This window comes from Klebsiella sp. CTHL.F3a, assembly GCF_019890895.1.
GTDB lineage: Bacteria > Pseudomonadota > Gammaproteobacteria > Enterobacterales > Enterobacteriaceae > Klebsiella > Klebsiella grimontii.
Genome location: NZ_CP082360.1, coordinates 3,822,239 through 3,835,999, shown reverse-complemented (window position 1 = coordinate 3,835,999; position 13,761 = coordinate 3,822,239). Strand labels below are relative to the sequence as shown.

Genomic DNA, 13,761 nt, shown 5'->3' with positions numbered 1-13,761 from the left:
GGCCAACGGGCGGATTGCGGGAAAAGTATATTACGATTCATTTACCTGTAGACCTGATTATCATGGACAAATTTGACGCTAATCGCCGCAAACTGCTGGCGTTAGGTGGAGCCGCGCTCGGTGCTGCTGCCATTCTGCCTGCGCCGGCATTTGCCACCCTCTCGACCCCCCGACCGCGTATTTTGACGCTGAACAACCTGCATACTGGTGAATCACTCAAGGCGGAGTTTTTCGATGGCAGAGGCTATATTCAGGATGAATTAGCAAGACTTAATCATTTTTTCCGTGACTATCGCGCGAATAAGATTAAATCCATCGATCCCGGTTTGTTCGATCAACTCTATCGTTTGCAGGGATTACTTGGCACCAACAAGCCTGTCCAGCTTATTTCCGGTTATCGTTCTGTTGATACCAATAATGAGCTTCGTGCCCGCAGCCGAGGGGTGGCGAAACACAGCTACCACACTAAAGGCCAGGCTATGGATTTCCATATTGAAGGCATTTCGTTAAGCAATGTTCGCAAAGCGGCGTTATCTATGCGCACAGGTGGTGTAGGATACTACCCACGTAGCAACTTTGTGCATATTGATACCGGGCCAGTACGGCACTGGTAACGAAAGGAGCCTCATGAACTATCGTATTATTCCGGTTACCGCGTTCGCGCAGAACTGTTCTTTAATCTGGTGCGAACAAACCAAACTGGCGGCGCTGGTCGATCCCGGCGGTGATGCTGAGCGAATCAAACAGGAAGTCGCGGCGGCAGGTGTTAGCCTGATGCAGATTCTGCTCACGCACGGTCATCTCGATCACGTTGGTGCGGCGGCAGAGCTGGCACAACATTATGGCGTGCCGATTATTGGGCCGGAAAAAGAAGATGAGTTCTGGCTGGAAGGATTACCGGCACAGAGCCGGATGTTCGGTCTGGAAGATTGCCAGCCGCTGCAGCCGGATCGCTGGCTGAACGAAGGCGATACGGTCAGCGTGGGGAATATTTCCCTGCAGGTGCTGCACTGCCCAGGCCATACGCCGGGGCACGTGGTCTTCTTCGATCCTGCTTGCCGATTGTTGATTTCTGGCGATGTGATTTTTAAAGGCGGAGTAGGGCGTAGCGACTTCCCTCGCGGCGACCATAATCAACTGATCGATGCGATTAAACGCAAGCTGTTGCCGCTGGGCGATGACGTGTCGTTTATTCCGGGTCATGGACCGATGTCGACCCTTGGCTATGAGCGTCTGCATAACCCTTTCCTGCAGGATGAAATGCCGGTCTGGTGACCGGAGTCAGAATGTAAAAAAGGCCGCAAATGCGGCCTTTTGTTTGCCCTGCGCTGAGGTTACAGCACGGCGACAATCGCTTCGCACAGCGGCGCCATGTTGTCAGGCGTCATACCGGCGACGTTTATACGTCCGGACGCCACCGCGTAAATCCCGAACTCTTCACGCAGACGCAGCACCTGATCTTTTGTCAGACCGCTGAACGAGAACATCCCGTTTTGCTGAATGATGAAAGAGAAATCGCGGCTGGCGCCTTTTTCCTGCAGAGTATTAACGAACAGCAGGCGCATACGCTGGATGCGTTGACGCATGTCGGTCAACTCTTGTTCCCAGATAGCGCGCAGCGCGTCATTGCTGAGAATCGTCGCCACTACCGAGGCGCCGTGAGCCGGCGGGTTAGAGTAGTTAGCGCGAATGACGGACTTCATCTGGCTGAACGCGCGGTCTACCGTTTCCTGGTCCGCGGCAACCAGCGTGCAGGCGCCTACGCGCTCGTTGTACAGGCCAAAGTTCTTCGAGTAGGAGCTGGAAACCAGCAGCTCTTTATGCAGCGCAGCAAAAGCGCGCAGGCCTTCCGCGTCTTCTTCCAGACCGCGGGCAAAGCCCTGATAAGCGAAGTCAAACAGCGGCAGCCAGCCTTTTTCTACCGACAGCTGCGCCAGCTGTTGCCACTGCTCAAGCGTCGGATCGATACCGGTAGGGTTGTGGCAGCAACCGTGGAACAGTACCACGTCGCCGGCCTGGGCTTCGTTCAGGCTGGCCAGAAGACCGTCGAAGTCGAGTTTGTGGTTAGCGGCGTCGTAATAGGTATATTCGCGAACTTCCAGGCCGGCTGAATTGAATACACTTTTATGGTTCGGCCAGGATGGGTTGCTCACCCAAATACGTTTTGTATCGGTGTTCTTCGCCAGGAAATCGGCAGCGACGCGCAGGCCGCCTGTACCGCCCGGCGTTTGAGCGGTGCGGGCGCGTTTATCATTGATAATTGCGCTTCCTTTCCCAAACAGAAGCTCCTGGGTGCAGCGGCCAAATTCGGGGATACCATCAATGCTCAGGTAATTCTTAGTGGTTTCATTTTCCAGCAGATACTGCTCTGCTTTTTTCACGCTAGTCAGGACCGGTGTTTTACCCGTTTCATCTTTATAAACACCAATTCCAAGATTAATTTTTGTTGGGCGGTCATCGGCACGAAATAGATCGGCCAGGCCCAGAATTGGGTCGGCAGGGGCGGCGGTAATGTTCTCAAACATGACGAGGTTCCATTGTGATTACTGAAGGGAAATCCGCTATCAGGTTAACGGGAGTTATGTTAATTGCCAACCGTTTGCGACAAAAAGCGAGAAGGTTTTTGAAAGTTACGATCTTCCTCTCAGGAACGCAGAAAAGCAGGACCGAAGTCCTGCTTTTTAGGCATATCACGAAGGGGTGTACTGCAAATTAGAACTGGTAAACGATACCAACCGCTGCCTGATCGTCGGTCGCGACTTTCGCAGCACGGGTGTAGTCGTTGTCGTCCAGCTGGTTGAATTTATACGCAGCGTAGACGTTCATGTTTTTGTTGAAGTAGTACCAGGTACCCACTTCGACGTATTTAACCAGGTCAGCATCGCCGCCTGAGAAGCCAGCGCGAGAGCGCAGGTCTTTACCTTTAGTCTGTACGTAGCCGATGGACGGACGCAGACCGAAGTCGAACTGATACTGAACGACGGCTTCGAAGTTCTGAGTTTTGTTGGCGAAGTAGTTGCCTTCGTTTTCCGGCGTCATGTTGTAGGTCTGAGAGTACATGACCGCAGCGTAGACGTTATTCGCGTCATATTTAGCGGAGGTTGCCCATGCTTCAGCTTTTTCGCCCTGACGGTCAGCTTTCTGATCGCCGCTGCGGTTGGAGTTCGCATAGCCTGCAGACAGCGCAACGCCGTTGTCAAACGCGTAGGTTGCCGCGGTGCTGAAGCCGTCGCCGTTTTGTTTCTTAACATCACGACTAGAAGCGTCATTTTTACCCTGGTACTGCAGCGCGAAGCTCAGACCGTCAACCAGACCGAAGAAGTCAGAGTTACGATAGGTGGCTACGCCGTTGGTACGGCCGGTCATGAAGTTGTCGGTGTAGTTCCAACCGTCGCCGCCCCATTCAACCAGCATATCGGTTGCCGCTTCGACGTCGTAGATGGCGCCATAGTTACGACCGTAGTCGAATGAACCATATTCACCGGCTTTTAAGCCTGCGAAAGCCAGACGAGTTTTGGTGGTCTGTTTACCTTCAACATTGGACGCATCCATGTTGTATTCCCACTGACCGTAGCCGATCAGCTGATCGTTGATCTGGGTTTCGCCTTTCAGGCCGATACGGGCGTAAGTGGTATCATCGCTGCTGGTGTCGCCGTTGGTGGTCCAAACGTGCTCGCCAACCATTTTCCCGTAGAAGTCCAGTTTGTTGCCGTTCTTGTTATAGATTTCTGCAGCGTTAGCTGCACCGGCTACCAGCAGGGCAGGAATTACCGCTGCCAGAATTTTGCGCTTCATCATTATTTATTACCCTCATTTATATTTTTTTATGAACACTTGCCACTGCCGCCAATAAGTTTCGTCAATAAAAATTTACGGAACTATTGATGATAGTTTGGTGTCTGGAGGCATCTTTCCATTCAGAACAACGTTTCGCTAGCCTGAAAATGCTACCAATATCGCATATGAGTAACAAAAGGAAATTCTATGTAACTAAATGTGTATTTTTGGGAACTTTGTGAACTCAATCAACATTCCGGTCCCGTTTGCTGACAAAATCGCCTTTCTTTATATATCTATATGAATTAATTATGAATAATTTAGATAAGAGAGGGTTTGTGCATTTTGCATCAGCATTTTGCTTTATTTTTATTCAAATCTTGTCGTTGCAAGTTGTGCTGCGTGTGGTTAAAAAACGAGCAATATAATCAGCGTGTTTGCCAGTTTATGAACAAAAGGTGCGGTTTTAATTAGCGCTCACTAATGAAATAGTGCGTAACATAATTGTGAATCATGTTGGTTGATGTTTAAGTTTCCTGATATTCATTAACGTAAATTGACATAAAAAAAGGCCAGCTTGCGCTGGCCTTTGACAAAAATTGCAGAAAAAAATCAGAATGTCGCGTTACGCGGAGTCCGCGGGAACGGAATGACGTCACGAACGTTCTGCACGCCGGTCACGTAAGCGATCAGACGTTCAAAGCCCAGACCGAAACCAGAGTGCGGCACGGTGCCGTAACGGCGCAGGTCGCGATACCACCAGTAGTCTTCTTTATTAAGACCCATTTCCGCCATACGCGCGTCAAGCACGTCCAGGCGTTCTTCACGCTGGGAGCCGCCGATGATTTCACCGATGCCCGGTGCCAGCACGTCCATAGCAGCGACGGTTTTACCGTCTTCGTTAAGGCGCATATAGAACGCCTTAATATCTTTCGGATAGTTTTTCACGACAACCGGCGCTTTAAAGTGCTCTTCCGCCAGATAGCGTTCGTGCTCGGAGGAGAGATCCACGCCCCAGTAGACCGGGTTTTCGAACTGCTTACCGCAATTTTCCAGAATAGTGACCGCGTCGGTGTAATCAACCTGGGCAAAATCAGCGGAAACAAAACGCTGCAGGCGGTCGATGGCGTCTTTATCAACCCGTTCGGCAAAGAACTGCATGTCATCCGCGCGCTCTTCGAGAACGGCTTTGAAAACGTACTTCAGCATCGCTTCTGCCAGACCTGCCACATCGTTCAGGTTAGCAAAGGCGACTTCCGGCTCCAGCATCCAGAACTCCGCAAGATGGCGGCTGGTGTTGGAGTTTTCCGCGCGGAAGGTCGGGCCAAAGGTGTAGATTTTAGACAGCGCGCAGGCGTAGGTTTCGCCGTTCAACTGGCCAGAAACGGTCAGGAACGACTCTTTGCCGAAGAAGTCTTTATCGAAATCGACTTTGCCCTGGTCGTTGCGCGGCAGGTTTTCCAGATCCAGCGTTGAAACGCGGAACATCTCGCCGGCGCCTTCAGTATCGGAAGCGGTAATCAGCGGAGTAGAAACCCAGAAGAAGCCCTGCTCGTCGAAGAAACGGTGCAGCGCCTGCGCCAGCGTATGGCGAACGCGCGCCACCGCGCCAATCAGGTTGGTGCGCGGGCGCAGGTGGGCAACTTCACGCAGATACTCAATGCTGTGACGTTTAGCCGCCATCGGATAAGTATCCGGATCTTCAACCCAGCCGCTGACTTCAACATGGCTAGCCTGGATTTCAAAGCTCTGGCCCTGTCCCTGAGACGCCACGACTTTGCCGGTTACCACGACCGAACAGCCGGTGGTCAGGCGCAGGACTTCCTGATTGTAATTGGGAAGAGAATTACTAATAACGGCCTGTACAGGATCAAAGCAGGAACCGTCATAGACGGCGAGGAAAGAAAAGCCAGCTTTAGAATCTCGGCGGGTACGCACCCATCCGCGCACGGTGACTTCGCTGTCAACGGCAACGCGGCCCTGGAGTACGTCGGCTACAGGCACAACGCTCATAATAGTCTCTCTTGTTAGTCCAATAGAAAAATCTGTATTCCCCTTCAGCAGGGGGATATCTATGTTACCTGTCATCTTCCATCAGACAAGTAGATTTCGCACAAGAAAGGGGGCTTTTAGGAAATAAATAAGGAGATCGCCTTCTTTGCTGTGTGAGAGCCTGATATTAAGAGGGATTCGTTCATCGCGATTATCCCATGCGGGGCGAACGGGATTCTTAACGCTTGATAACGTCTCGGGGTGATAAGCGGAGGCGAATAAAAATGCGCCCGTTTTGGCGGACGCATTTTGTCTTTATATGACCTAGCTGGCTTTTTTAACCGGGGGGAGATCGAAGGCTTTGCGCAGAGCGCGAACGAACGCTTTGTCGTGGCAAATCGTTTTACCCGGGCTGTCAGAAAGTTTGGCGACAGGCTTACCGTTGCACTCCACCAGCTTGATAACAATATTCAGCGGCTTCACCTGAGGAATATCGCAGGTTAAACGCGTACCGATACCGAAGCTCAGGTTCACCCGCGAGGAGAAGTGGCGATAGAGATCGACCGCTTTTGTCAGGTCGAGATTATCGGAAAATACCAGCACTTTGCTCAGCGGGTCGATGCCCAGCTTTTTGTAGTGGGCGATAGCCTTCTCGCCCCATTCCACCGGGTCGCCGGAGTCGTGGCGCAGCCCCTGATAGCGGGTCGCAAACTCCGGTCCGAAATCGCGCAGAAAAGCGTCCATCGTAATGCAGTCGGTCAGGGCAATCCCCAGCCGATCCGGGTACTCTTCCAGCCAGGCCGCGAGGGCGGCGCGTTGGCTGCTTGCCAGGTTCGGGCTGATCTGCTGATGCGCCTGGAACCATTCGTGCGCCTGAGTTCCCATCGGCGTCAGATTCAGACGACGTGCCAGATCGTAATTGCTGGTGCCGGTGAACCAGGGTTCCTGCTGAAGACGCTCAACAATGGCCTGCTGCACCTCGCGGGAGAAGCGGCGGCGGGTACCGAAATCCATCAGGCGGAAGCCCGACATATCGATATCAGCCGTGAGGCGGTTAAAGTCAGTCAGCTTATGCTCAAGGGTATTCAGCGCGAGATCGACGCTGACTTCCGGCGAGCGATAATGATGCACCAGCTCGCTTATCACCGCCAGCAGCGGAACTTCCCACATAATAACTTCAAGCCAGGGCCCGGAAAGGCGGATATTCAGCTTGCCGTTGTCATTGATGACGGTAACCTGGCGCGGGTCGTAGCGGAAGCCGCGTAGCCATTCGAGATAGTCTGGCGCAAAGAAGGGCAGGCTCGACAACCAGTGATATTCATCGTCCTGTAGCCTCAGGTCGCGCATCGTCTCAACCTGCTCGCGAATCGCATCGGCGTAGATGCCGAGCAAATCATCCCCACGGCAGCGGAACTCCGCCGCAACCTGTACATCATTGTAGCGGTGGAAGACAGCCTGCTGCATGTGCAGCTTATAGGCATCCGTATCAAGCAACGAGTGCAGTACAGGAGAAGTGAATTGGGTCATGGTGCGCAGTAGCATCCTCTCACTGGAGCGTTTCCATCAAAACCAAAGCGGTAAAAAGGAGGCGGAGTATACCTGTAATACCCGACTCTGTCCCGCGGCGACGGCTGATGGCGACGCAGACGGTCATTTGCGAGGCCTAGTTTAATATATTGAACACGCATCACACCACAAGGTTTGCGCCTGGTCGAGCGCATTTCGTGCCTCTGGTGTTATCAAAATGTAGCAATTTTTATGTTTAGCATTGAAAAGATGAAGATTCTGCATAGCGAGATTTGCGCAACAGGAATAGACTGAGTCGACACTTTACAGGACACGCTAAAGGTTTTTTATGACACAACAGCCCCAAGCCAAATACCGCCACGACTATCGTGCGCCGGAGTATCTGATTAGCGATATCGATTTGACCTTTGACCTGGATGCCGCGAAAACCGTAGTGACGGCTGAGAGCAAGGTCTCCCGCCAGGCGGCTACGTCTGATGTGCCATTGCGTCTGGATGGCGAAGACCTGACGCTGGTCTCTCTTCAGGTTAACGGCCAACCGTGGAGCGACTACAAAGAAGAAAATAACCAACTGGTCATTAGCGGTTTACCGGAACATTTCACCCTGACCATCGTCAACGAAATTAGCCCCGCGGCGAATACCGCGCTGGAAGGACTGTATCAGTCCGGCGAAGCGCTGTGTACCCAGTGCGAAGCGGAAGGCTTCCGCCATATTACCTGGTATCTGGACCGCCCGGACGTTCTGGCGCGCTTCACCACCAAAATCATCGCCGATAAAGCAAAATACCCGTTCCTGCTCTCCAACGGTAACCGCCTGGCCCAGGGCGAGCTGGAAAACGGCCGCCACTGGATCCAGTGGCAGGATCCGTTCCCGAAACCGTGCTACCTGTTTGCGCTGGTGGCCGGCGATTTCGACGTCCTGCGTGATACCTTTAAAACACGTTCGGGGCGTGAAGTCGCGCTGGAGCTGTACGTTGACCGCGGCAACCTTGACCGCGCGCCATGGGCGATGACCTCGCTACAAAATTCAATGAAGTGGGACGAAACCCGCTTTGGTCTCGAGTATGACCTCGACATTTATATGATTGTCGCCGTCGACTTCTTCAATATGGGCGCCATGGAGAACAAAGGGCTTAACGTCTTTAACTCCAAATACGTACTGGCGCGTACCGATACCGCGACCGATAAAGACTATCTGGATATCGAACGCGTCATTGGTCACGAATATTTCCATAACTGGACCGGCAACCGCGTTACCTGCCGCGACTGGTTCCAGCTTAGCCTGAAAGAGGGCCTGACCGTTTTCCGCGATCAGGAGTTCAGCTCCGACCTCGGCTCACGCGCGGTCAACCGCATCAATAACGTACGCACCATGCGCGGCCTGCAGTTCGCCGAAGACGCCAGCCCGATGGCGCATCCGATTCGCCCGGACAGCGTGATTGAGATGAACAACTTCTACACCCTGACGGTGTATGAGAAGGGCGCGGAAGTGATCCGCATGCTGCATACTCTGCTGGGCGAAGAGAATTTCCAGAAAGGAATGCAGCTCTATTTTGAACGCCACGACGGTAGCGCCGCGACCTGTGATGATTTTGTCCAGGCGATGGAAGACGCTTCCAACGTCGATTTGTCCCATTTCCGCCGCTGGTATAGCCAGTCCGGTACGCCGATTGTCACCGTTCATGACGACTACAATCCGGAAACGGAGCAGTACACCCTGACCATCAGCCAGCGCACGCCGTCGACGTCAGAACAGGCGGAGAAGCTGCCGCTGCATATCCCGTTCGATATCGAGCTGTACGATAACGAAGGCAAAGTGATCCCTCTGCAGAAGGGCGGCCATCCGGTGCATCACGTACTGAACGTGACCCAGGCGGAGCAGACTTTTGTTTTCGATAACGTCTACTTCCAGCCGGTACCGGCGCTGCTTTGCGAGTTTTCCGCGCCGGTGAAGCTGGAGTATAAATGGAGCGATCAGCAGCTGACCTTCCTGATGCGTCACGCGCGGAATGATTTCTCCCGCTGGGACGCGGCGCAGAGCCTGCTGGCGACCTATATCAAACTCAACGTCAACCGTCACCAGCAAGGGCAGCCGCTGTCGCTGCCGATCCACGTCGCCGATGCGTTCCGTGCGATTCTGCTGGATGAGAAGATCGATCCGGCGCTGGCGGCGGAGATCCTGACCCTGCCTTCGGCAAATGAAATGGCGGAGCTGTTTGCGATTATCGATCCGATCGCCATCGCCGCGGTGCGCGAAGCGCTTACCCGCACGCTGGCGAAAGAGCTGGCGGACGAGTTCCTGGCGGTTTACCACGCCAACAAGCTCGACAGCTACCGCGTTGAGCATGCCGATATCGGCAAGCGTTCTCTGCGTAACACCTGCCTGCGCTATCTGGCGTTTGGCGATGCCGGACTGGCGGATAAACTGGTTAGCGCGCAGTATCATCATGCGGACAATATGACCGACGCGCTGGCGGCGCTGGCGGCGGCCGTAGCGGCTCAGCTACCGTGCCGTGATGCGCTGATGCAGGAGTATGACGACAAATGGCACCAGGACGGACTGGTCATGGATAAATGGTTTATCCTGCAGTCCACCAGCCCGGCGGATAACGTCCTGGAGACGGTTCGCGGCTTGTTGAATCATCGCTCGTTCAGCATGGGTAACCCGAACCGCGTCCGTTCCCTGATCGGTGCCTTTGCCGGCAGCAACCCGGCAGCGTTCCACGCTGAAGACGGTAGCGGCTATCACTTCCTGGTCGAGATGCTGACTGAACTGAACAGCCGCAACCCGCAGGTTGCTTCGCGTCTCATTGAACCGCTGATCCGCCTGAAGCGCTACGACGAGAAGCGTCAGGCGCTGATGCGCGGGGCGCTGGAGCAACTGAAGGGGCTGGAGAATCTTTCCGGGGATCTGTTCGAGAAAATCAGTAAAGCGCTGGCGTAACAGTGACGTGATTTCCGGCCAGGGCGCAGCTGCGCTGTGGCCGGATGTTATAAAAACGACGACGGTTCAGCCGTGTCTCGCTAAGCGCGGCGCAGACTCGTTCTTGCCGCGCTGCATTACCCGATTCAAAACTTCCGCTTCCAGTTCGCCCAGCTTCGGCGAACCCGTGCGCCGCGGACGTGGAATGTCCACCAGCAGATCCAGCCCTATCTTCCCCTCTTCAATCAGCAAGACGCGATCGGCCATCGCCACCGCCTCGCTGACGTCGTGAGTGACCAACAGGACGGTAAATCCATGTTCCTGCCACAGCGAGACAATCAGATCCTGCATCTCCAGGCGGGTGAGCGCGTCCAGCGCGCCCAGCGGTTCATCAAGCAGCAATAATCCGGGGCGATGAATTAACGCGCGAGCCAGCGCCACGCGCTGCTTTTGCCCGCCGGAAAGCGCCGCGGGCCATTCACCGGCGCGGTCTTCAAGGCCGACGCTTGCCAGCGCCCTGAGCGCGGCCTCGCGCCACTGACCTTTCAGCCCGAGGCCGACATTATCGATCACCGTTTTCCACGGCAGCAGGCGGGAATCCTGAAACATCATCCGGGTATCATCCTGGATTTGCGCCAGCGGCGTCGAACCCGCCAGCAGCAGTCCGGCATTGGGTTTTTCCAGCCCGGCAAGCAGACGCAGCAGGGTGCTTTTACCGCCGCCGCTGCGCCCGACCACCGCGACGAATTGCCCGGTGGGAATATGAAGCTCGAGTTCATTCAGAATCGTCTTGCTGCCGTAACGCTTGCTTACGCCGTTAAGCAGCAGTGGGATCCCCGGATTAAGACGCGCGGTGGTCATGCGTTGGCCTCCTGAAGGTGATAGGCCGGATTCCAGCGTAGCCAGACGCGTTCAAGCAGCTGGGCGCTGAAGTCGGCCAGTTTGCCGAGAATAGCGTAAAGAATAATGGCGACGACCACGACATCGGTCTGCAGAAATTCGCGGGCGTTCATCGCCAGGTAGCCGATACCGGCGTTAGCCGAGATGGTCTCGGCCACGATTAGCGTTAACCACATCAGGCCGAGCGCAAAACGGATGCCGACCATAATTGAGGGCAGGGCGCCGGGCAGGATCACATGGCGGAACAGAGCAAAACCCGATAAGCCGTAGCTACGAGCCATCTCGACCAGTCCCCGGTCAATGTTTCGAATACCGTGCCAGGTGTTGATATAAATCGGGAACATGGTTCCCAGCGCCACGAGGAAGATTTTGGCGCTCTCATCGATGCCGAACCATAAAATCACCAGCGGAATCAGCGCGAGGTGCGGCACGTTGCGCAGCATCTGAATGGAGGTATCCAGCAGGCGTTCGCCCCAGCGCGACAGGCCGCTAATCAGCCCGAGAACCAGGCCAATAGAACCGCCGATGCTGAAACCAATAAGCGCCCGCCATGAGCTGATAGCCAGATGCTGCCAAAGCTCGCCGCTGGCGGAGAGCGTCCAGAAGGCTTTTAGCACTCCTTCCGGCGACGGTAAAATACGAGTCGATAGCCAACCGACGGAGGAGGCGAATTGCCAGACGATCACGCTGCCGACCGGCAAAAGCCAGGGGGCTACGCGGATCAGGAATTTTTGCGAAAGCGTCGCCATAGAGTGTTCCTTTATTCTTGACCGTTTTGCCTGGATACGGGCATCAACGCGGGATTTTTAAACATGCGCAACCTGCTGTAAATTTTTGAGCGCCGGCGCGCGGCTGCTGGGACGATGCAGCGCTTGCCAGAAGGTTTCCAGCGCCTGGTCGAGGCGACCCTGCAGATTCGGGGTAAATTGCGGTTTATGCTGATAATCCGTGACCTGACTATCATCAGCAAAAACGCCGTGCAGGATCTCCTGAGCTTTCAGCGCGTTGAGTACCGGTTTTAAGGCGTAATCCACCGCCAGCATATGGGCGATGGTTCCGCCAGTAGCCAGCGGCAGAACGATTTTTCCCTCCAGCGCGCGCTCCGGCAGCAGGTCCAGAAGCGTCTTTAACGCACCAGAAAAAGAGGCTTTATAGACGGGGGTCGCGATGATCAGCCCATCGGCGCCGGCAAGCTGTTCATTCAGCGCATGGAGGGCGGGGTTATCAAAGCGAGCGTAGAGCAGGTCTTCCGGGGCAAAATTCTGCAGGTGCCAGTGGCAGACTTCAATATCCGCCGCGGAGAGCGTCTCTCTGGCATATTCCAGAAGCGCGCTGGAGCGGGAAGGGTAACGCGGGCTGCCCGCAAGTGTGATGACTCGCATACTCACTCCTTATAACTAAATATTCGCATTTATCTATAATTGATAACATTTAGCTGCAGTGTGACAGAGCGCTTTTATTTCCCTAAATGATTTATCCGGCGTTGGATTGTCAGAAAGTGCATAACGAGTGGGAGAAAGGTAAACGTTTGCGTCGGAGATGAGATTTTTTGTCGTAGGTCAATTCCCTTTCAGGGGTGGATCGCACATAATACGCCCCCGGTTTGCACACCGGGAATTCAGGAGAGTTCATGTACTACCCCTTCGTTCGTAAAGCCCTTTTTCAGCTCGATCCTGAGCGCGCTCATGAAGTCACTTTTCAACAATTACGCCGTGTTTCGGGTACCCCGCTGGAAATGTTGGTTCGCCAGAAGGTGCCGACAAAACCGGTGACCTGTATGGGGCTCACATTTAAGAATCCGCTGGGCCTGGCCGCCGGGCTGGATAAAAATGGCGAGTGCATTGATGCGCTCGGCGCGATGGGTTTTGGTTCCATTGAAATTGGCACCGTGACCCCACGCCCGCAGCCGGGCAACGATAAGCCAAGGATCTTCCGCTTGGTCGATGCTGAAGGGTTGATCAACCGCATGGGCTTTAATAACCACGGTGTTGATAACCTCGTTGAGAACGTAAAAAAGGCGCATTTTGACGGCATTCTGGGGATTAATATCGGCAAGAATAAAGATACCCCGGTAGAACAAGGTAAAGATGATTATCTGATTTGTATGGAAAAAATCTATGCTTATGCCGGCTATATCGCCATTAATATCTCTTCGCCGAATACCCCAGGCTTGCGTACTTTACAATACGGAGACGCGTTGGATGATTTGCTCTCTGGTATTAAAAATAAGCAACGTGAGCTACAAGAGAAGCACCAGAAATATGTTCCTGTGGCCGTAAAGATCGCACCGGATCTTTCCGTCGAAGAATTGATCCAGGTGGCGGACAGTTTAGTCCGGCATAATATAGATGGCGTGATTGCCACCAATACGACTTTGGATCGATCGCTGGTACAGGGGATGAAACATTGTGATGAAACCGGTGGGCTTAGCGGACGTCCTTTGCAGCTAAAGAGTACGGAAATTATCCGTATGCTGTCTGCGGAATTAAATGGCCGTCTGCCCATTATCGGAGTCGGCGGTATTGACTCGGTGATTGCCGCCCGGGAAAAGATAGCCGCCGGAGCGACGCTGGTGCAGATTTATTCCGGATTTATTTTTAAAGGTCCGCCGCTGATTAAAGAAATTGTTACCCATATCTAAT

11 protein-coding genes are annotated in these 13,761 nt (G+C 54.0%); 4 read left to right on the top strand and 7 right to left on the bottom strand.

The window, feature by feature from the left end; genetic code table 11:
- Nucleotides 1-62 precede the first annotated feature (62 nt).
- Nucleotides 63-614 carry a YcbK family protein gene (locus K7H21_RS18035; protein WP_004130967.1) on the top strand — a complete coding sequence of 184 codons (552 nt, stop codon included), beginning with the start codon at nt 63-65 and terminating at the stop codon, nt 612-614.
- Between the two features lie 13 nt (nt 615-627).
- Nucleotides 628-1,275, top strand: a complete 648-nt coding sequence (locus K7H21_RS18030) for an MBL fold metallo-hydrolase (protein ID WP_112165336.1) — start codon at nt 628-630, stop codon at nt 1,273-1,275.
- Nucleotides 1,276-1,334: 59 nt separating this feature from the next.
- Here K7H21_RS18030 and K7H21_RS18025 read toward each other — a convergent pair whose 3' ends face one another.
- From K7H21_RS18025 to pncB, 4 genes are all read right to left on the bottom strand, one after another.
- Entirely contained in the window at nt 1,335-2,525 is a 1,191-nt protein-coding gene (locus K7H21_RS18025; RefSeq protein ID WP_004130971.1) for an amino acid aminotransferase, read from the bottom strand.
- A gap of 187 nt (nt 2,526-2,712) precedes the next feature.
- Nucleotides 2,713-3,798 carry a porin gene (locus K7H21_RS18020; RefSeq protein ID WP_004130973.1) on the bottom strand — a complete coding sequence of 362 codons (1,086 nt, stop codon included), beginning with the start codon at nt 3,796-3,798 and terminating at the stop codon, nt 2,713-2,715.
- A 591-nt stretch (nt 3,799-4,389) separates the two neighbouring features.
- Nucleotides 4,390-5,790 (bottom strand): asparagine--tRNA ligase, encoded by a 1,401-nt coding sequence (asnS, locus tag K7H21_RS18015; protein ID WP_004130975.1) that lies wholly within the window; start codon nt 5,788-5,790, stop codon nt 4,390-4,392.
- Nucleotides 5,791-6,093: 303 nt separating this feature from the next.
- Nucleotides 6,094-7,296, bottom strand: a complete 1,203-nt coding sequence (gene pncB, locus K7H21_RS18010) for a nicotinate phosphoribosyltransferase (protein WP_004130976.1) — start codon at nt 7,294-7,296, stop codon at nt 6,094-6,096.
- Between the two features lie 328 nt (nt 7,297-7,624).
- Between pncB and pepN the strand changes: the two genes are divergently transcribed.
- Nucleotides 7,625-10,240 carry an aminopeptidase N gene (gene pepN / locus K7H21_RS18005; RefSeq protein ID WP_223035266.1) on the top strand — a complete coding sequence of 872 codons (2,616 nt, stop codon included), beginning with the start codon at nt 7,625-7,627 and terminating at the stop codon, nt 10,238-10,240.
- A gap of 66 nt (nt 10,241-10,306) precedes the next feature.
- On the opposite strand, the gene ssuB is transcribed toward pepN, so the two are convergent.
- From ssuB to ssuE, 3 genes are read right to left on the bottom strand one after another with little or no spacing between them, the layout of a single operon-like run.
- A complete protein-coding gene (gene ssuB, locus K7H21_RS18000; protein ID WP_087830119.1) occupies nt 10,307-11,080 on the bottom strand; it encodes an aliphatic sulfonates ABC transporter ATP-binding protein in 774 nt (257 codons plus the stop codon).
- Entirely contained in the window at nt 11,077-11,868 is a 792-nt protein-coding gene (gene ssuC / locus K7H21_RS17995) for an aliphatic sulfonate ABC transporter permease SsuC (protein WP_004130990.1), read from the bottom strand. The genes ssuB and ssuC overlap by 4 nt, the downstream gene beginning before the upstream one ends.
- Before the next feature lie 57 nt (nt 11,869-11,925).
- Nucleotides 11,926-12,501: an NADPH-dependent FMN reductase gene (gene ssuE / locus K7H21_RS17990; RefSeq protein WP_004130992.1), complete on the bottom strand. Its 576-nt coding sequence runs from the start codon at nt 12,499-12,501 to the stop codon at nt 11,926-11,928.
- A 248-nt stretch (nt 12,502-12,749) separates the two neighbouring features.
- Here ssuE and pyrD point away from each other — a divergent pair, with 248 nt between their 5' ends.
- The gene (gene pyrD, locus K7H21_RS17985) at nt 12,750-13,760 is read left to right on the top strand and encodes a quinone-dependent dihydroorotate dehydrogenase (protein WP_004130996.1); all 1,011 of its coding nucleotides are present in this window, start codon (nt 12,750-12,752) and stop codon (nt 13,758-13,760) included.
- The last annotated feature ends 1 nt before the right edge of the window (nt 13,761 follow it).

Bases quoted from the DNA above. Each gene is read 5' to 3' on its own strand.
- asnS (WP_004130975.1), bottom strand. From the start codon at position 5,790: ATGAGCGTTGTGCCTGTAGCCGACGTACTCCAGGGCCGCGTTGCCGTT.
- K7H21_RS18030 (WP_112165336.1), top strand. From the start codon at position 628: ATGAACTATCGTATTATTCCGGTTACCGCGTTCGCGCAGAACTGTTCT.
- pepN (WP_223035266.1), top strand. From the start codon at position 7,625: ATGACACAACAGCCCCAAGCCAAATACCGCCACGACTATCGTGCGCCG.
- pncB (WP_004130976.1), bottom strand. From the start codon at position 7,296: ATGACCCAATTCACTTCTCCTGTACTGCACTCGTTGCTTGATACGGAT.
- ssuE (WP_004130992.1), bottom strand. From the start codon at position 12,501: ATGCGAGTCATCACACTTGCGGGCAGCCCGCGTTACCCTTCCCGCTCC.
- pyrD (WP_004130996.1), top strand. From the start codon at position 12,750: ATGTACTACCCCTTCGTTCGTAAAGCCCTTTTTCAGCTCGATCCTGAG.
- ssuB (WP_087830119.1), bottom strand. From the start codon at position 11,080: ATGACCACCGCGCGTCTTAATCCGGGGATCCCACTGCTGCTTAACGGC.
- K7H21_RS18025 (WP_004130971.1), bottom strand. From the start codon at position 2,525: ATGTTTGAGAACATTACCGCCGCCCCTGCCGACCCAATTCTGGGCCTG.
- K7H21_RS18020 (WP_004130973.1), bottom strand. From the start codon at position 3,798: ATGATGAAGCGCAAAATTCTGGCAGCGGTAATTCCTGCCCTGCTGGTA.
- ssuC (WP_004130990.1), bottom strand. From the start codon at position 11,868: ATGGCGACGCTTTCGCAAAAATTCCTGATCCGCGTAGCCCCCTGGCTT.
- K7H21_RS18035 (WP_004130967.1), top strand. From the start codon at position 63: ATGGACAAATTTGACGCTAATCGCCGCAAACTGCTGGCGTTAGGTGGA.